Source organism: Sphingomonas sp. Leaf21 (genome assembly GCF_916858675.1).
Lineage (GTDB): Bacteria > Pseudomonadota > Alphaproteobacteria > Sphingomonadales > Sphingomonadaceae > Sphingomonas.
In genome coordinates this window covers 25,314-41,320 of sequence record NZ_CAKASM010000017.1, presented here as the reverse complement: position 1 = coordinate 41,320, position 16,007 = coordinate 25,314, and the positions used below count along the sequence as shown (strand labels likewise).

The 16,007-nt window shown below is 67.2% G+C and carries 18 protein-coding genes; 6 read left to right on the top strand and 12 right to left on the bottom strand.

Going from position 1 to position 16,007, the window contains the following annotated elements; translation table 11 throughout:
• Positions 1-19 precede the first annotated feature (19 nt).
• Positions 20-445 (top strand): ExbD/TolR family protein, encoded by a 426-nt coding sequence (locus tag LRP66_RS12995; RefSeq protein WP_230483026.1) that lies wholly within the window; start codon positions 20-22, stop codon positions 443-445.
• Between the two features lie 449 nt (positions 446-894).
• Complete coding sequence (locus LRP66_RS12990) at positions 895-1,254, top strand: tetratricopeptide repeat protein (RefSeq protein WP_230483025.1); 360 nt, start codon at positions 895-897, stop codon at positions 1,252-1,254.
• Positions 1,255-1,338: 84 nt separating this feature from the next.
• Here LRP66_RS12990 and dcd read toward each other — a convergent pair whose 3' ends face one another.
• Entirely contained in the window at positions 1,339-1,893 is a 555-nt protein-coding gene (gene dcd / locus LRP66_RS12985; RefSeq protein WP_017979400.1) for a dCTP deaminase, read from the bottom strand.
• 111 nt (positions 1,894-2,004) lie between these two features.
• Here dcd and LRP66_RS12980 point away from each other — a divergent pair, with 111 nt between their 5' ends.
• Positions 2,005-2,784 carry a MerR family transcriptional regulator gene (locus LRP66_RS12980; protein ID WP_230483024.1) on the top strand — a complete coding sequence of 260 codons (780 nt, stop codon included), beginning with the start codon at positions 2,005-2,007 and terminating at the stop codon, positions 2,782-2,784.
• A 127-nt stretch (positions 2,785-2,911) separates the two neighbouring features.
• Here LRP66_RS12980 and LRP66_RS12975 read toward each other — a convergent pair whose 3' ends face one another.
• From LRP66_RS12975 to LRP66_RS12965, 3 genes are read right to left on the bottom strand one after another with little or no spacing between them, the layout of a single operon-like run.
• Complete coding sequence (locus LRP66_RS12975; protein WP_230483023.1) at positions 2,912-3,364, bottom strand: cytidine deaminase; 453 nt, start codon at positions 3,362-3,364, stop codon at positions 2,912-2,914.
• Complete coding sequence (locus tag LRP66_RS12970; protein WP_230483022.1) at positions 3,361-4,035, bottom strand: GH25 family lysozyme; 675 nt, start codon at positions 4,033-4,035, stop codon at positions 3,361-3,363. The genes LRP66_RS12975 and LRP66_RS12970 overlap by 4 nt, the downstream gene beginning before the upstream one ends.
• Positions 4,035-4,517: a UPF0262 family protein gene (locus LRP66_RS12965; protein WP_230483021.1), complete on the bottom strand. Its 483-nt coding sequence runs from the start codon at positions 4,515-4,517 to the stop codon at positions 4,035-4,037. The genes LRP66_RS12970 and LRP66_RS12965 overlap by 1 nt, the downstream gene beginning before the upstream one ends.
• A gap of 99 nt (positions 4,518-4,616) precedes the next feature.
• Between LRP66_RS12965 and LRP66_RS12960 the strand changes: the two genes are divergently transcribed.
• Positions 4,617-6,110: a replicative DNA helicase gene (locus LRP66_RS12960; protein ID WP_230483020.1), complete on the top strand. Its 1,494-nt coding sequence runs from the start codon at positions 4,617-4,619 to the stop codon at positions 6,108-6,110.
• Positions 6,111-6,187: 77 nt separating this feature from the next.
• Here LRP66_RS12960 and LRP66_RS12955 read toward each other — a convergent pair whose 3' ends face one another.
• The 8 genes from LRP66_RS12955 to LRP66_RS12920 all read right to left on the bottom strand — a co-directional run bounded on the left by LRP66_RS12955 (position 6,188) and on the right by LRP66_RS12920 (position 13,553).
• Positions 6,188-6,766, bottom strand: coding sequence for a dihydrofolate reductase family protein (locus LRP66_RS12955; protein WP_230483019.1), 579 nt, complete (start codon positions 6,764-6,766; stop codon positions 6,188-6,190).
• A 20-nt stretch (positions 6,767-6,786) separates the two neighbouring features.
• Positions 6,787-7,524 (bottom strand): phosphoadenylyl-sulfate reductase, encoded by a 738-nt coding sequence (locus LRP66_RS12950; protein WP_230483018.1) that lies wholly within the window; start codon positions 7,522-7,524, stop codon positions 6,787-6,789.
• On the bottom strand, positions 7,517-7,975 hold the full coding sequence (locus LRP66_RS12945; RefSeq protein WP_230483017.1) for a DUF934 domain-containing protein: 459 nt from the start codon (positions 7,973-7,975) through the stop codon (positions 7,517-7,519). The genes LRP66_RS12950 and LRP66_RS12945 overlap by 8 nt, the downstream gene beginning before the upstream one ends.
• Positions 7,968-9,593, bottom strand: a complete 1,626-nt coding sequence (locus LRP66_RS12940) for a nitrite/sulfite reductase (protein ID WP_230483016.1) — start codon at positions 9,591-9,593, stop codon at positions 7,968-7,970. Before LRP66_RS12940 ends, LRP66_RS12945 begins: the two co-directional genes overlap by 8 nt.
• 11 nt (positions 9,594-9,604) lie before the next feature.
• Positions 9,605-9,901, bottom strand: a complete 297-nt coding sequence (locus tag LRP66_RS12935; protein ID WP_230483015.1) for a DUF2849 domain-containing protein — start codon at positions 9,899-9,901, stop codon at positions 9,605-9,607.
• Positions 9,898-10,689 (bottom strand): uroporphyrinogen-III C-methyltransferase, encoded by a 792-nt coding sequence (gene cobA, locus LRP66_RS12930; RefSeq protein WP_230483014.1) that lies wholly within the window; start codon positions 10,687-10,689, stop codon positions 9,898-9,900. Before cobA ends, LRP66_RS12935 begins: the two co-directional genes overlap by 4 nt.
• 62 nt (positions 10,690-10,751) lie before the next feature.
• Positions 10,752-12,167, bottom strand: a complete 1,416-nt coding sequence (astD, locus tag LRP66_RS12925) for a succinylglutamate-semialdehyde dehydrogenase (RefSeq protein WP_230483013.1) — start codon at positions 12,165-12,167, stop codon at positions 10,752-10,754.
• Between the two features lie 9 nt (positions 12,168-12,176).
• The gene (locus LRP66_RS12920) at positions 12,177-13,553 is read right to left on the bottom strand and encodes a protein adenylyltransferase SelO family protein (protein WP_230483051.1); all 1,377 of its coding nucleotides are present in this window, start codon (positions 13,551-13,553) and stop codon (positions 12,177-12,179) included.
• Positions 13,554-13,590: 37 nt separating this feature from the next.
• Between LRP66_RS12920 and LRP66_RS12915 the strand changes: the two genes are divergently transcribed.
• Both LRP66_RS12915 and LRP66_RS12910 read left to right on the top strand, forming a co-directional pair.
• The gene (locus LRP66_RS12915) at positions 13,591-14,451 is read left to right on the top strand and encodes an alpha/beta fold hydrolase (protein WP_230483012.1); all 861 of its coding nucleotides are present in this window, start codon (positions 13,591-13,593) and stop codon (positions 14,449-14,451) included.
• 303 nt (positions 14,452-14,754) lie between these two features.
• Positions 14,755-15,891 carry a glycosyltransferase family 4 protein gene (locus tag LRP66_RS12910; protein ID WP_230483011.1) on the top strand — a complete coding sequence of 379 codons (1,137 nt, stop codon included), beginning with the start codon at positions 14,755-14,757 and terminating at the stop codon, positions 15,889-15,891.
• The last annotated feature ends 116 nt before the right edge of the window (positions 15,892-16,007 follow it).

Here is a 16,007-nt window from a genome sequence, read left to right as displayed (position 1 = left end):
CGATAGGAGTTAGCACGCCATGGCAATGAGCGCCGGATCCGATGATGGCGAGCCGATGATGGACATGAACACGACGCCGTTGATCGACGTCATGCTCGTGCTCCTCATCATGTTCATCATCACCATCCCGATCCAGACTCACGCGGTGAAGGTCGACCTTCCGGTCAACTCTCCGAGAAACCAGCCGCAGGTGAACAGCGAAAAGAACAAGGTCGGCATCGACGCCGCCGGCACGGTCACCTGGAACGGTGCGCCGGTCGACGAAGTCACGCTGCGCCAGTATCTGGATCAGTCTGCCGCGATGAACCCCGAGCCGGAATTGCACTTCCAGCCCGCTCCGGACGCGAAATACGCCAAGGTCGACGAGACCCTGGCGATCATCAAGCGCTCGGCGGTGACCAAGCTCGGCTTCATCGGTAACGAGCAGTATCGCAACGACTTCTGATCCTCATCGATCAGTGTCGGACGACATATGGGGCGGTCTCTGCGGAGGCCGCCCTTTTTGTATTGGGCACCGCGGGAGCCGTGTGGCCTTCGACTTCGCTCGGGCTGAACGGGCGCTTGGGGGCGTGCGTCAGTTTGTGACAGGCGCTCAAACGCCGCTGTCCGACGGGATACGGGACCGCACCTATTTCCTCCCGCTGTAAGGGGCGGTGGCAGGCCGATGGCCTGACGGAGGCATGTCCTGGCCGGAAAGGCGACGCTGTCTTCGCGGGCGTCGGGTCTCCGCCATCTCCGCCAGCGATCCTGCGCTGGCAGGGGGGAATTGGAATGTCGACCGGCGTCAATCCACGGGACATGCTGGCGAACCATCCACCGCATCCTTCGGCGCTTGCGCACGTTTCACAAAAGTGACAACGTACCGTCACAAAAGTGAAATAAAGGAGAGCAGATATGCGTGGAGTCGTTTCGGTGTTCCTTGTCGCGGCGGCGGGCATGGCGGCCCCGGCCATGGCCCAGGATAGCTGGCCGCAGCGGACGGGGTTTCAGGAAATCGCGGCGGGTCGCTACGACGTCGCCGAACAGACGCTGCTCCAGGAGCGGCGCGCCAGCCCGGATAGTCCCGAGCTCATGCTCAATCTCGCCGCGGTCTATGCCAAGACCGGTCGCGCGGCCGAAGCACGCTCGCTCTACGACGCGGTGCTGCAGGAAAAGCCGATCGCCATGGACATGCCGTCGGGCGCGATCCTGTCGTCGCACACCGTCGCGCGAACGGGGCTGCGCCACTTGCCGCAGACGATCGCCGCGCGGTGATCGCCGGGGCGGGTCCGGGCCATATGCCGCCCGGACTTGCCCGATGATCGCGCGATGCCGTCGCCGGGGCGTCGGTCGGCAGCGTCAGAGGCGCGGAAGCGTCACCCCGCGCTGCCCCATATATTTGCCCGCCCGGTCGGCATAGCTGGTCTCGCAGGGCTCATTGCCCTTGAGGAACAGAAACTGGCAGGCGCCCTCATTGGCATAGATCTTGGCGGGCAGCGGCGTGGTGTTGGAGAATTCCAGCGTCACATGCCCCTCCCAGCCCGGCTCCAGCGGCGTCACGTTGACGATGATGCCGCACCGCGCATAGGTCGACTTGCCCAGGCAGATGACCAGCACGTCGCGCGGCACCCGGAAATATTCGACCGTCCGCGCCAGTGCGAAGCTGTTGGGCGGGATGATGCAGACATCGGTCTTGCGGTCGACGAAGCTGTTCGACGCGAAATCCTTCGGATCGACGACGGCGCTGTCGACATTGGTGAAGATCTTGAACTCGTCCGCCACCCGCGCGTCGTAGCCATAGGATGACAGCCCATAGCTGATGCAGCCGTCACGGCGCTGGCTTTCGACAAAGGGCTCGATCATCGCTTGCGTCTGCGCGGCTTCGCGAATCCAGCGGTCGGACAGGATCGACATCTTCATTCCCCTTTTGCGTGGCCGCTCATCGCCGGATCGCGGGGGCAGGGCAAGCGGCATCGTCATATTGGGGCTTGCGGTTGACGTTGCGTCAAGCGGTACGGTGCGCGCATGACCGCCATGCTCGACATCACAGAGATCGCCCGTGCGACGGGCCTGAGCAGCCGGGCGCTGCGCTTTTACGAGGCGAGGGGGCTGATACGGCCGCTGCGCAGCGAGGGCGGCAGACGCATTTTCGGTGCGGGCGAGGTCGAACGGCTGCACGCCATCGTCGCGCTCAAACGGGCAGGCTTCACCCTGGCCGCGATCGGCCGAATGCTCGACGGGCGCGGGATAGGGCTGGGCCCGATGATCGCGGCGCAGGTCAAGGTGGTCGAGGCGGAGCGTGCGGCGCTGACGGACACCGCCGCGCTGCTTGGGTCCATTCAGTCCCGCATCGATGTTGGCGAGCACATCGATGTCGCGACGCTATGCTCGCTGATCCGAAAAGGACATGCCATGACGACGACACAGTGGAAATCCGTGGTCGACCAGCACTTCACGCCCGCGGAACAGGCACATTGGGCCGAGCGGATGAACGCCTTGGCGCCGGACTTCGACCAGGATGCGTATCAGGCGAAATGGGCGGAACTCGGCCAGCGGATCGCGGCGGCGCTGCCGATGGACCCGGCTTCGGACGCGGCGCGCGGCTTCGTTCGTGAGTGGTTCGCGCTGCTGGCGCCCTTCCGTGCGGTGGCGTCGCCGGACATGTGGGCGGGGGCGACCCGGCTGCACGAGAACCGGGCGGCGTGGGAGGGGCAGGCCGATCCCGGCTTTTCATCCGAGGTGTGGCAATTCATCCAGGCGGCGAGTGCCGCGATGAAGGCGCGGGGCGAGGTGCCGGGAGCTTGAATTTGTTCGCGCGAAGCGGCGGAGGAGAAATCATGTCCGCGTGGAGGCGTGGAGACCGGGGAGGTGTCGGCCCCGACCGTCTCCGCGCCCCCAATCTTCGCGTCCTCGCGCCTTCGCGCGAACGAATTCATCCGATCCCCAGATCCGCGGGACCGAAGGCATCCGGCAGCAGATCCGAAAGCCGGTACGTCCGCACGGCATCGCCCTCCGCCGATCCGCAATGGACGGGCAGGTCGCGGCCGCCCATTTGCGCGGCTTCGTTGATGACCTGGCGGCAGCGGCCACAAGGGCTCACCGGGGTGTCGCCGGTGGCAACGCCGTCCGCGTCCATCGCACCGCCGATCACGCCGATCGCGACGATCTCGCGCAGCCGACCGGCGGCGGAGGCGGTAGCGATGGCGACCGTCTCGGCACAGAGCGACAGGCCATAGCTCGCATTCTCGAAATTGGCGCCGGTGATGATCGAGCCATCCTCCATCGCCAATGCCGCGCCCACCGCGAACCGGCTATAGGGCGCATGCGCATTGCGTGCGGCGGTGCGCGCGGCAGCGATCAGGGCATTTGGATCGATGGCATTCATGGTGTGACGACGTCCCAGTTGACGGGGCCTTCCACCCCCTCGACCCGGCGGAAATCGCTGGCACGCCACATGCGCCAGGGGCGCGCGGCATAATCGGGTTTGAGCATGTTGCCCATCGCCCAGACCGGGCGGGGCAGGGCGGCGGTGATGGCGTAATCCGATTCGAACGGCTTGGACACGCGCAGCATCACGGGCTTGCCGGTATGCGTCTCGACCATCGTGACGAAGCGCGTCAGGTCGGCGACCAGCGTCGCGCGATCGGGCCGTGCGGTACAATCGGCATGATAGGACAGGTCGATCGCGGCGGGCAGCGCGTCGCCCGCGCGCGGCACGAAGATGTTGAACGCATCCGCCTGCGCCGTGGCGGGCTGGCACAGCGAATAGATATGGATCGCCCCCCGCCGCAGCCCGGCCTCTGGCAAAGCGGCCCAATTGCCCTCGAACGCCGTATCGCGCCGATCCGCGCCCGAGGTGGCGACCAGATAGGCGAAGTCCGCACCGTTCGCGCGCAGCGTCCGCCACTCGACCGCTGGCGGGTTTTCGGGGAGATCGATGCCCTGCAGCTTGTAGGTCTCGGTCGCGGGTTGCCAATGGGTCGCCCAATGCCGCCCGCCCGCGCTGATCACGCCGAGTGCGAGCAGCCCCGCACCGATTTTCCAGAGAATCGCCATCAGTTGCGGATATGCAGGACGCAGAGCAGTGTGAAGAGGCGACGCGCGGTATCGAAGTCGACTTCGATCTTGCCCGTCAGTCGTTCCTTCAACATCTCCGCCGCCTCGTTATGGATGCCGCGCCGTGCCATATCGATCGTCTCGATCTGTTGCGGGGTCGCGGCCCGGATCGCCTGATAATAGCTGTCGCAGATCGCGAAATAGTCCTTGATCGGTCGCCGGAAGCGCCCGAGCGCCAGCACCAGCGTCTCGATATGCGTCCCGTCCTCACGGTGCATATGGATGCCCAGCCGCCCTTCCTCCGACTCCAGCTTGATGCGGTAGGGCCCCGCATAGCCGTCCGCCTGGGGCCGTTGCGGGGCGAAGTAATTCTCCTCGATCAGGTCGAAGATCGCGATGCGCCGCTCTTGCTCGACATCGGACGAGCGCCAGCCCAGGCTGCGCTCGTCCAGGTCAATCGATATGATCCGCGGATCGGCCATGGCGACCGGGATAGTCGCGAAGCGCGTGCGCCGCAAATCCCCCGCTGATCGACGCAATCAACTTCACAGACGGCCACGTTGCGCGCTAACGCAGGAGAAATGGCCACCCTTGCATTCCCGAACCCCGCTGCCGGTGCCGAGCCGCAGCAGCTTCCCCGCAATATCGAGGCGGAGGCCGCGCTGCTGGGCGCGATGATGATCGACAACCGGCTGGCCGACGATCTGGTCGACCGGATCGACGCCGACCATTTCTTCGAGCCGGTGCATGGCCGTGTGTTTGCCGCGATCAAGAATCTGCGCGCCACCGACATGCTGGCGACCCCCGTCACGCTTCGCCCGATGTTCGAGGCGGACGAGGGGATGAAGGCGCTGGGCGGCCCGTCCTACCTCGCGCAACTGACCGGTTCGGGCGCGGGCCTGATCGGCGCGCGGCAGTTCGCGACGCAGATTTACGACCTCGCCATGCTCCGCGCGCTGGTGACGGTGGGGCGCACGCTGGTCGACCGGGCGATGGACACCTCCGAAGAGGTGAACCCGCGCGCGCAGATCGAGCTGGCGGAGAACGAACTGTTCAAGGTCGCGGCGGACGGCGGCTCCGAAAATGCGGTCAAGAGCTTCGCCCAGGCCACCACCATGGCGGTCAAGAACGCCGAGCGCGCGCTCAATTCGGGTGGCCATGTCTCGGGCATCACGACGGGCCTGGACTCGGTCAACGCCAAGATCGGCGGTATGCACCGCTCCGACCTGATGATCCTGGCGGGCCGTCCAGGCATGGGCAAGACCTCGCTTGCGACCAATATCGCGTTCAACGCCGCGCGGCGGTGGATGCGCGACATGCAGGACGGCATCCCGCCCTCCGAGTCGGTGGGGGCGAAGGTCGCGTTCTTCAGCCTCGAAATGTCGGCCGACCAGCTCGCCACCCGTATCCTGGCCGAGCAGTCGGGAATCAGCTCCGAAGCGCTTCGCATGGGCAAGATCAGTCGCAACGAGTTCGCGCAACTCGCCGCCGCCGCCGCCGAGCTGGAGCAGTTGCCGTTGTTCATCGACGACACCGGTGGCCTGTCCATCTCCGCGCTGCACACCCGCGTCCGGCGGCTCCAGCGGCGGCATAACAACGAGATCGGGCTGGTCGTGGTCGACTATCTCCAGCTCCTGACCGGCTCGGGCAAGTCGTCGGAGGGCAACCGCGTGCAGGAAATCTCCGAGATTTCGCGCGGGCTGAAGACGCTGGCCAAGGACATGAACGTGCCGGTGCTGGCGCTGTCGCAGCTCAGCCGTGCGGTCGAGCAGCGCGAGGACAAGAGGCCGATGCTGTCCGACCTTCGCGAATCGGGCTCGATCGAGCAGGACGCCGACATGGTCTGGTTCGTGTTCCGCGAGGACTATTACATGATGCAGCGCGAGCCCAAGCGCCCGATGGAAGGCGATGACGGCAAGGTCTTCGAGGACCATGCCAAATGGGCGACCGAGGTGGAGCGGGTCTATGGCCTGGCCGAGCTGATCGTGGCGAAGCAGCGTCACGGCGCGACCGGCAAGGTGGTGATGAAGTTCGATCCGACGATCACGCGGTTCACCGACTTCGCGGGGTATTGATCGCACGGGGTGGGGCGTAGGACCGACGCGCCCCCCGTTCCGCCTGAGCGAAGCCGAAGGCCACGCCCCGCACGGCGTCACGAAGGGCGTAACACCTTCGCGATCGCCCCGCCGGGGAAGGCCGTCGCCTCCAACAGCGTCAACGCCAGCGGCGCCTCGAGTTCCGGGAACAACGCCTCGCCACGTCCCAGCGCGACCGGCACGACGAGCAGCGCGAACCGGTCCACGAGGCGATGCGCGATCAGGCTTCGCGCGAAGCGTACCCCGCCATGCGCGATGATCGGCCCGCCCGGCTCGGCCTTCAACGCGGCGACTTCTTCGCCGAGGTCGCCGTTCGCCACATAGGCCTCGGCCCAGCTTTCGCCACCGGGCGGCAGGGTCACCACGTCGGGCACGATTTCATCGCCCTCGCGCGAGAAGACGACCTTGGGCACCGCGTTCATCGGCGCGGCGAAGGGATCGCTCGAGCCCGGCCAGTGATCGGCCATGGCATGAAACGTCTCCCGCCCCATGATATGCAGCCCGGCCTGCGCGAGATAATCGATGCTCCAGGCCTTCGCGATCGGGTCCTGCCCGAACATCCAGCGATTGTCGCCATCGCTCGCACTGACGAATCCGTCGAGCGACATCGTCATCTTCAGGATCAGTTCGCGCATACCCGCCTCCTTGGTGGAGGTTAAACGGCGGACACCGGCCGGTGTATCCCGCATTCGACCTTGTCGAACCCGCGCCAGCGGCCCGCGCGCGGATCCTCGCCGGGCTTGACCTTGCTGGTGCACGGCGCGCAGCCGATCGAGAGATAGCCCTCCGCCTCCAGCGGATGGCGGGGCAGGTCGCGACGCGTAAAATAGTCGTCCAGCGCGACCTTGTCCCAATCGGCCAGTGGGTTGAGCTTCAACCGCCCCTCTTCGACCTCGAAGCGGGGCAGGGCCCGGCGGGTTCCCGCCTGGAAACCCTTGCGACCCGAAATCCACGCCTCGAACGGCGCGAGGCCGCGCGCGAGCGGCTCGACCTTGCGCAGGTCGCAACAGCCATCGGGATCGTAACCGTGGCGGATGCCGTCGGGGTCCCTGGCGGCAAGCCGGGCCGGGTCGGGCCGGATCACGCGCACGTCGAGCAGGCCCAACCGTTCGACCAGCACATCGCGATAGACCAGCGTCTCGGGAAACATCTTCAGCGTGTCGGTGAAAACCACCGGCGTCGCCGGATCGGCCTGCGCCACCATGTGCAACAGGACGGCGGATTCGGTGCCGAAGGACGACACAGCGGCGATCTGCCCGCGCAATTCGCCGGTCAGCAGGGTACGCAGCATCTCCGGCGCCGGAACGCCGGCGAATCGCGTCTCATAGGCGGCGGCGTCCTCCAGGCTGTAGGCCGGCCGAACGTCGATCCGGTCGAGCGAGCGTTCAGCCATGGCGGAGTTTCCACACCGGCACGCGGGCGTCGGCCGCCTTCTGATAGGGCTTCGGATAGAGCGCCAGCAGCTTGTTCAGCGTCGGCCCGTCGATCGGCGCCTGGGGTGCGAAGCTGTCGAAGCCGCAGCGGCGCATATGCGGGATCTGATCGACCAGCACGTCGCCCGCCGCGCGCAGCTCGCCCTCGAACCCCGCCTCGCGCAGGATACGCGCCGCCGAATAGCCGCGGCCGTCGCGAAAGGTCGGAAAGCTGATTTCGACCAGCCCGATCTGTCCCAGATGGGGCAGGAGTTCACGCGCGTCGTCGCCCGCCTCGAGCCGGACGGCGGTGGCATTGGTCTGGCCCAGGAACGCGTCGAGCGTCACCGCGGGTTCGTCATGCACGATGTCGTCGCGAAACCGCAGCAGCGTGGCGCCCGCGTCGGTATTCACGGTGATCGGATCAACCATAGATGGCTTCCTTGAACGGCTGCATACCCACACGGCGATAGGTGTCGAGGAAGCGTTCACCGCCCTCGCGCAATTCGACATAGCGGTCGGTCACCCGCTCGATCGCGTCGACCACGCCGTCCTCGTCAAAGCCGGGGCCGGTGATCTTGCCGAGCGAGACGTCCTCCGCGCCCGATCCGCCGAGCAGCAGCTGGTAATTCTCGGTGCCTTTCTTATCGACGCCCAGGATGCCGATATGCCCGGCATGATGGTGGCCGCAGGCGTTGATGCAGCCCGAGATCTTCAGCTTCAACTCGCCCAGCTCGCGCTGCCGACCGGCGAAACGCTCGCCGATCTTCTGCGCCAGCGGGATGGAGCGCGCATTGGCCAAACTGCAATAATCGAGGCCGGGGCAGGCGATGATGTCCGAGATCAGGTCGAGATTGGCCTCGGCCAGCCCGGCATCGCGAAGCGCGGTCCAGATGGCGTAGAGGTCGGCCTTGCGGACATGCGGCAGGACGATGTTCTGGGCGTGGGTGACGCGCAGTTCGTCATGGCCGTAACGCTCGGCCAGGTCCGCCATCAGGTCGATCTGGTCGGCGGACGCGTCGCCGGGGATGCCGCCGATCGGCTTCAGGCTGATCGTGACGATGGCGTGGCCGGGTTGCTTGTGGCCCGCGACATTCTGGTCGAGCCAGACGGCGAAATCGGGGTCCGAGCGATCGACCGTGTCTGGCGCGTCCCTGGCGAAATCGGGGCCCCCGAACATGGCGGTGATCCGCGCCAGCTCGGCGACCGGCGGGTCGATGCCCAGATCGCGGATCGCGGCGAACTCCGCCTCCACCTGTTCGCGATAGGCTTCGACGCCGATCTCGTGCAGCAGGATCTTGATCCGCGCCTTGTAGATATTATCGCGGCGGCCATAGCGGTTGTAGACGCGCAGGCACGCTTCCAGATAGCTCATGAGGTGGTCGGCGGTGATGAAGTCCTTCACCTCGTGCGCGATCATCGGGGTACGGCCCATGCCACCGCCGACGAAGATCTTCGCGCCCAGCACGCCGTCCCGCTCCAGGAGCTGGATACCGATGTCATGCAGCCGCATCGCCGCACGGTCGTCGTCGGCGGCGATCACCGCGATCTTGAACTTGCGCGGCAGGTAGGTGAATTCCGGATGGAAGGTCGACCATTGCCGGATCAGCTCGGCCCAGGGGCGCGGGTCGGCGACCTCATCGGCCGCCGCGCCCGCGAACTGGTCGGACGAGATGTTGCGGATGCAATTGCCCGAGGTCTGGATGGCGTGCATCTGCACCGTCGCCAGCTCGGCCAGGATGTCGGGTGCATCGGCCAGCTTGATCCAGTTATACTGGATGTTCTGGCGCGTGGTGAAATGGCCGTACCCACGGTCGTACTTGCGCGCGATATGGCCCAGCATCCGCATCTGGCGGCTGTCCAGCGTGCCATAGGGCACCGCGACGCGCAGCATGTAGGCGTGAAGTTGCAGATACAGGCCGTTCATCAGCCGCAGCGGCTTGAACTGATCCTCGGTCATCGCGCCCGACAGGCGACGGCTCACCTGATCGCGAAACTCCTCGACACGGGCATCGACGATGTTCTGGTCATATTCGTCGTAAACGTACATGCGCTATTCTTTCAAATGACCCAGGCGCCGGCATCCGCATCGGCGGGCTTGAGCGTCAGGTCGGGGCGCACCGTCGGGCCGAGCGCGCGGATGCGGTCCTTGATATGGGCCGGGCGAGGGCCCTGTTCGGTGGCCTCGGCGTCGATCAGATACGGGACGTTGACCCGGCGCGCGCCTTCCTCGGCGCGCAAGGTCGCTTCGCCGGTCGCGCCGACATCGGCCGCATCCTCGATATGACGCGACCAGTCGCGCCCCGTCCACCAGACGACGTCACCGGTCGCCAGATCATTGCCGGTCAGCAGCTTCATGCGTTCATCCCTTCCGCCACACGGGCCCAACGCGCCAGCTTGTCCTCGGCATCCGACAACAGCACGACCTCTCCGACGACGATGATCGCCGGGCTCTGCACCTTTTCGCGCTCGACCATCGGACCAAGATCGGCGAGCAGCGTGCGCACCGCCCGGTGCCCTTCCAGCGTGCCGCGTTCCAGTACCGCGACCGGCATGTCGGGCGCGACGCCGTCCGCCATCAACTTGTCGGCGATGCCGTTCGCGGTCGCCACGCCCATATAGATGACGAGCGTGCGCCCCTGTCCGGCGAGGCCAGACCAGTCCTGATCGGTCAGCCCCTTGCACTGCCCGGCGACGAAGGACACCGCCGAGGCGTGGTCGCGGTGGGTCAGCGGCAACATCGCCTCCGCCGCGCAGCCGAGCGCCGCCGAAACGCCGGGAATGACCTCGACCCTCAGGCCCGCCGCGCGTACCGCCTCGACCTCCTCGCCGCCGCGCCCGAAGATGAACGGGTCGCCGCCCTTCAGTCGAACGACGATCGCGCCGGTCTTCACATGCGCGACGATCAGCGCGTTGATCGCGTCCTGTGACAGGGTATGCCGCGCGCGCCGCTTGGCGACCGAGATGCGCTGTGCCTCCGCGGGCGCGATGTCGAGGACGCGGGGGTCGATCAGCCCGTCATGCACCACGACATCGGCGTTCTTCAGCGCCTCGACCGCCCGCACGGTCAGCAGCCCCGGATCACCGGGTCCGGCACCGACAAGGATCACGCGGCCGCGCGCGGCGGGGTCGAGAAGGCTAGCCATGTCCAACAGATGATCGTCCCGCCCGGCGTCCACAACCGAGCGATCCTTGGGGCGGGGGTAGATCAGCTTTCGGGACGGACGCCGACCGCGATCGTCGCCGCGGCCTCCGCCACCTCCGCGCTGGCCACGGGATAGGCGCAGTAATCGGCGGCGTAATAGGCGCTGGGGCGGTGATTGCCCGAGAAGCCGATCCCTCCGAAAGGTGCGCTGGAGGCGGCGCCGTTGGTCGGGCGGTTCCAGTTGACGATGCCGGCGCGGATGCCGGCCCAGAACGCGTCATAGCGTTCGCGCGACGGGCTGATCAGCGAGGCGGACAGGCCATAGCGGGTGGCGTTCGCCTGGCGCAGGGCATCCCCGAAGTCCCGAGCGCGGGAGACTTGCAGGACCGGGCCGAACAGTTCGTCATCGGGGCGGTCGGCGACGTTCGTCACGTCGAGGATCGCGGGTGTCAGGAACGGCAGGTTCGGGCTGCGACGTTCCAGCGGGCGGATCGCGCTGGCCCCGGCGGCGACAAGGTCCGCGACGCGCGCCAGCAGCTGATCGGCCGCGTCATTGTCGATCACCGGTCCCATGAACGGCGCCGGTTCGTCATGTGGCGCGCCGACGATGATCCGGTCGGTCAGCCGGGTCAGCGTGGCGATCAGCGGCTCGTACAGTCGATCCTCGACGATCAGCCGCCGTCCCGCCGTGCAGCGCTGTCCGGCGGTGGTATAGGCCGACTGGACGATCAGTGCGGCGGCGGTGTCGAGGTCGGGTTCGTCCCAGACGATCAGCGGGTTGTTCCCGCCCATCTCGAGCGCCAGGATCTTCTCGGGCCGCTCGGCGAACTGGCGGTTGAGCGCGATGCCGGTGCGTGCCGATCCCGTGAAGAGCAGCCCGTCGATGTCGTCATGCCCGGCCAGCGCGCGGCCCTGATCGGGGCCACCGATCAACAGCCGGACGACGCCCTCGGGAACCCCCGCCGCATGATAGCATTCGACGAGGAACGCCCCCGTCGCGGGCGTCTTCTCGGACGGCTTGAACACCACCGCATTGCCCGCCAGCAGCGCGGGGACGATGTGGCCGTTGGGCAGATGCGCGGGGAAGTTATAGGGCCCCAGCACCGCCACCACCCCGTGCGGACGGTGGCGCAACGCCATCTGCCCGCCACCGGGTTGATCGCTGGCGCGCTCGCCCGCGCGTTCGGCTTGCGCGGTGATCGAGATGGCGACCTTGGCGATGACGGTATCGACCTCGGTCCTGGCTTCCCACAGCGGCTTGCCCGTCTCGCGCGCGATCAGGTCGGCGAAGGGTTCGGCCCGCTCGCGAACGATCTCGGCGAAGCGGCGGAGCATGGCGGTTCGCTCGGCGAGCGGGGTCGCGGCCCAGGCGTCCCAGGCGTCTCGCGCGGCGGCGACGTCCCGGTTGGCGTCGCCCACGGGGAGTTCGGTGAGCAGCGCGCCGGTGGCGGGTTCGAAGGTCGACAGCATCTCGGTCATGGGGTGAGGCTAGGCCGCCGCATCGGGGTCGGCAAGCGCGGCGCCCATGGCGCGTACCCGTGCGATCTTGTCGTGGAGCATCGACCAGTCGTCATCCTCTGCGATCGGCGCCCAGATCGCCTCGACCTCATCGATCAGCATCGATTCGGGCTCGCCGCGCCAATAGCCATGATCCCGCGCGCGGCGGGGCGTATAGGGCTCGATCAGGTCGCGAAGCTCGTTCCACGTCTCGTCGTAGCTTTCGGGCACCTGTCCGCCGAACAGGTCGAAATAGACGCGATCGATCCCGGCCTGCGACGTGCGCAAGGCCCGTTCGAAGGTCTGGACCAGCGCGCGGTCCTCGGTTCCGCCGCGCGGGGTCAGGCCCAGCCGCCACAGGATCGCGGTGACGATCTCCGCCTGATAGGTCGTCGCGAACCCTTCCAGCGCGGCGATCAGCGGATCGCTCTCCGCGATCAGGCGCAGGCTGGAGGCGAGCTGCATGACGTCCCACTGGATCGCGTCCGGCTGCCGCGCGAGCGCATAGAGGCCCGTCTGGTCGAAATAGGCGGCGGTGAACTCGGGATCCCATTTCGGCGCGAACCGCCACGGGCCATAGTCGAAGCTTTCGCCCGTCACGTTGATATTGTCCGAATTGAGTACGCCATGGACGAACCCGGCGGCCATGTAGCGCGCGGCGAGCGTCGCGGTTCGCTGCGCCACCAGGGTGAGCAGTCGGACGGGATCGTCGGACTCCTCGGCGTAGAAATGCCGCAGCACATAGGTGACCAGCCGCTTCATCCCCGCCTCGTCCCGCTCGAAGGCGAGCCGCTGGAAGCTGCCGATGCGGATATGGCCATGGCTCATCCGCACCATCACGGCGGAGCGGGTGGGGGAGGGCTCGTCGCCCCGATGAAGCGCCTCGCCCGTCTCGATCAGCGACAAGGTGCGCGACGTGGGGACATTCAGAGCCTCCAGCATCTCGGTCGCCAGGATTTCGCGGACGCCACCCTTCAGGGTCAGGCGACCGTCGCCGAAGCGGCTATAGGGGGTCTGGCCAGACCCCTTGGTGCCGAGTTCGAGCAAGCGGCCGTCGGTCGCCAGCATCTGCGCGAAGGTGAAGCCGCGCCCGTCGCCGAGGTCCGCGTTATACTGGCGGAACTGATGCCCGTGATAGCGCAGCGCCATCGGACCGGGCAGGGTGCCGGGCAGCGGCTGGAACCGCCCGAGATGCGCCGTCCATTCCGCGTCGCTCAGCGTCTCCAGCCCGATCTCGGCGGCGGCGCGATCGTTGCGGAAGCGGAGAATCGTTTGTGGGAAATCCGCCGCCTCCACCGGATCGGCTAGGAAATCCGCGACCTCGGTCAGGGCGGTCGACGGGCGATAGGCTTGCGGGGAAAGGGGCATACCGCGATATGGAGGCGGCACCGGAGGACCTTCAAGCATGACTCCTCATGAGAATCGATATTGGTGGTCGAAAGACGGCCTGCGGCTCCATGCGCGCGATTATCCGGGATCGGATGCGCTGCCCCCCATCATCTGCCTGCCCGGCCTGACCCGGAACGCCCGCGACTTCGAGGGGCTGGCGGATGCGCTGGGCGGACGCGCGCGGCTGATCGCGGTCAGTTTCCGGGGGCGGGGCGAAAGCGCCTATGCCAAGGATCCGATGACCTATGTCCCGCTGACCTATGTCCAGGATGTCGACGCGATGCTGGAGGAGCTGGGCATCACCCGGTTCGTCGCGGTCGGCACCTCGCTGGGCGGGATCGTGACGATGGTGCTGGCGGCGACGGCGCGCGGGCGGCTGGCGGGCGCGGTGCTCAACGATATCGGGCCGGAGATCGAGGCGGCCGGGCTGGCGCGGATCCGCGGCTATGTCGGCAAGGGGCAGAGCTTTCCGTCCTGGCTCCACGCCGCGCGCTGCCTTCAGGAGACCAATGCGGACGTCTATCCCGACTGGGGGATCGAGGACTGGCTGGCCATGGCCAAGCGCACCCACCGGCTGACAAGCGCGGGCAGGATCGTGCTCGATTACGATCTCAAGATCGCCGAGCCGTTCCGCGTACCCAATGCCGAGGCTGGCCCCGATATGTGGGCGGCACTCGACGCGCTGAACGGCGTGCCGACGCTGGTCGTGCGGGGCGAGCGCTCGGATATCCTGAGCGCCGCCGTCGCCGAGCGGATGGTGCAGGTGTTGTCACCGTCCGAGCTGGTGACCGTGCCGCATGTCGGCCACACGCCGCTGCTGACCGAGCCGGAGGCGCTGGCGGGGATCGGGCGTCTGCTCGACCGCGTGGCGAGCTAGCGGACTGGCATCCAGCCATACCGCTCTTCCCTCGCCCCTCGCAGAGGGGAGAGGGTTGCGCAGACTTGGTCTTTGCCGAGGCAAAGGCCTAGTCGGAGCTGGGTGAGGGGTGATGCCCGCGGACGCGGGCGCGAGCCGTTCGGCTCGCTCGACCCCTCACCCAAGCTGCGCTAGCCAGCACGCTGGCAAGCTTCGCTAACCCTCTCCCCTGTCCAGGGGAGAGGGAAAAGGCGGATCGTCACGAGCCAGGAAATAACGCTCCGGCGGTTTCCATTGCCGCCGCCGCCCGTTAATCCGGCACCCATGGCCCGACCGCTCAACATCCTCCACCTCCACTCCTCCTTCTCGCTGGGCGGCAAGGAGGCGCGGGCGGTGGCGTTGATGAATGCGTTCGGCGATGCGGCCAAGCATAGCATCGTCTCGGCGATGCCCGACGAACTGGGTGCGCGCGCGTCGATCGCCAAGGGCATACGCTACGAGATCGCACAGGATGCGCCGCCGCTGACCGGCAAGCCCTCGGTCAAGCGCTATGAGGCGATCGCGGCCTATATGCGTCGCTTCGACCTGGTGCTAACCTATAATTGGGGTGCGATCGACGGGGTGATGGCGCGGCGCGTCTATCCCAAGGGCGCACCGCCGCTGGTCCATCACGAGGACGGGTTCAACGCCGACGAGGCGCGCGGGCTGAAGCTGGAGCGCAACATCTATCGCCGCATCGCCCTGTCGGCGGCGGATGCGCTGGCGGTGCCGAGCCACGTGCTGGAGCGCATCGCGCTTGGCACCTGGAAGCAGCCCGCCGAGCGGGTTCACCGTATTCCCAACGGCATCGCGACCGAACTCTATGCGCGCGATCCCGAACCGACCGCCATTCCGGGATTCGTGCGCCAGCCCAGGGAGATCGTCGTCGGCGTGCTGGCGGGCCTACGTCCGGTCAAGAACCTGCCGATGCTGGTCCGCGCGATGGGTGGGATCCCGGGGCGTTTCCGGCTGGTCATCGTCGGCGAGGGGCCCGAGCGCGCGACGATCGAGCAGGCCGCCGCCGCGATGGGCATCGCCGACCGACTGGTCATGCCCGGCTTCCTCGAACGCCCCTATCGATTCATCCGGCATTTCGACATCGTCGCCCTGTCGTCGCTGTCCGAACAGGCGCCGATCTCGGTGCTGGAGGGTATGGCGGCGGGGCTGCCGATCGCATCGCTGCCGGTGGGCGATGTCCGGTCGATGGTGTCGGAGGCCAATCGCCAGTTCATCGCGGACGCGCCCAACGAGGTTCGCCTGCGCGACGTGATCCAGGCGCTGATCGCCCACCCCGAGCTTCGCGCCCAGGCGGGTGCCGCCAACCAGGCCCGCGCGCGCGCCGAATTCGACCAGAGCCAGATGGTCGCCCGCTATAAGGCCCTGTACGAACAGGTCCTCGGGCGACCGGGCGCGCTCGGCTGACCCGGCGCTCATCGGCGCTCATCCGGCGCTCACCGGCACGGGGGCGTGCCTTTAATTCGCGCTCGCATAGCGTTCCCAACACGCTATATGAGACCCTTTCGGACCAGAAGGGTAAG

What these genes read in the sequence shown, in the direction of transcription:
- dcd (WP_017979400.1), bottom strand. Translation starts at nt 1,893, where the DNA reads ATGTCGATCCTGTCCGACCGCTGGATTCGCGAAGCCGCGCAGACGCAA.
- LRP66_RS12980 (WP_230483024.1), top strand. Translation starts at nt 2,005, where the DNA reads ATGACCGCCATGCTCGACATCACAGAGATCGCCCGTGCGACGGGCCTG.
- LRP66_RS12965 (WP_230483021.1), bottom strand. Translation starts at nt 4,517, where the DNA reads ATGGCCGATCCGCGGATCATATCGATTGACCTGGACGAGCGCAGCCTG.
- LRP66_RS12935 (WP_230483015.1), bottom strand. Translation starts at nt 9,901, where the DNA reads ATGAAGCTGCTGACCGGCAATGATCTGGCGACCGGTGACGTCGTCTGG.
- LRP66_RS12950 (WP_230483018.1), bottom strand. Translation starts at nt 7,524, where the DNA reads ATGGCTGAACGCTCGCTCGACCGGATCGACGTTCGGCCGGCCTACAGC.
- LRP66_RS12940 (WP_230483016.1), bottom strand. Translation starts at nt 9,593, where the DNA reads ATGTACGTTTACGACGAATATGACCAGAACATCGTCGATGCCCGTGTC.
- LRP66_RS12990 (WP_230483025.1), top strand. Translation starts at nt 895, where the DNA reads ATGCGTGGAGTCGTTTCGGTGTTCCTTGTCGCGGCGGCGGGCATGGCG.
- LRP66_RS12920 (WP_230483051.1), bottom strand. Translation starts at nt 13,553, where the DNA reads ATGCCCCTTTCCCCGCAAGCCTATCGCCCGTCGACCGCCCTGACCGAG.
- LRP66_RS12960 (WP_230483020.1), top strand. Translation starts at nt 4,617, where the DNA reads ATGGCCACCCTTGCATTCCCGAACCCCGCTGCCGGTGCCGAGCCGCAG.
- cobA (WP_230483014.1), bottom strand. Translation starts at nt 10,689, where the DNA reads ATGGCTAGCCTTCTCGACCCCGCCGCGCGCGGCCGCGTGATCCTTGTC.
- LRP66_RS12910 (WP_230483011.1), top strand. Translation starts at nt 14,755, where the DNA reads ATGGCCCGACCGCTCAACATCCTCCACCTCCACTCCTCCTTCTCGCTG.
- LRP66_RS12915 (WP_230483012.1), top strand. Translation starts at nt 13,591, where the DNA reads ATGACTCCTCATGAGAATCGATATTGGTGGTCGAAAGACGGCCTGCGG.
- LRP66_RS12945 (WP_230483017.1), bottom strand. Translation starts at nt 7,975, where the DNA reads ATGGTTGATCCGATCACCGTGAATACCGACGCGGGCGCCACGCTGCTG.
- LRP66_RS12970 (WP_230483022.1), bottom strand. Translation starts at nt 4,035, where the DNA reads ATGGCGATTCTCTGGAAAATCGGTGCGGGGCTGCTCGCACTCGGCGTG.
- LRP66_RS12995 (WP_230483026.1), top strand. Translation starts at nt 20, where the DNA reads ATGGCAATGAGCGCCGGATCCGATGATGGCGAGCCGATGATGGACATG.
- LRP66_RS12975 (WP_230483023.1), bottom strand. Translation starts at nt 3,364, where the DNA reads ATGAATGCCATCGATCCAAATGCCCTGATCGCTGCCGCGCGCACCGCC.
- LRP66_RS12955 (WP_230483019.1), bottom strand. Translation starts at nt 6,766, where the DNA reads ATGCGCGAACTGATCCTGAAGATGACGATGTCGCTCGACGGATTCGTC.
- astD (WP_230483013.1), bottom strand. Translation starts at nt 12,167, where the DNA reads ATGACCGAGATGCTGTCGACCTTCGAACCCGCCACCGGCGCGCTGCTC.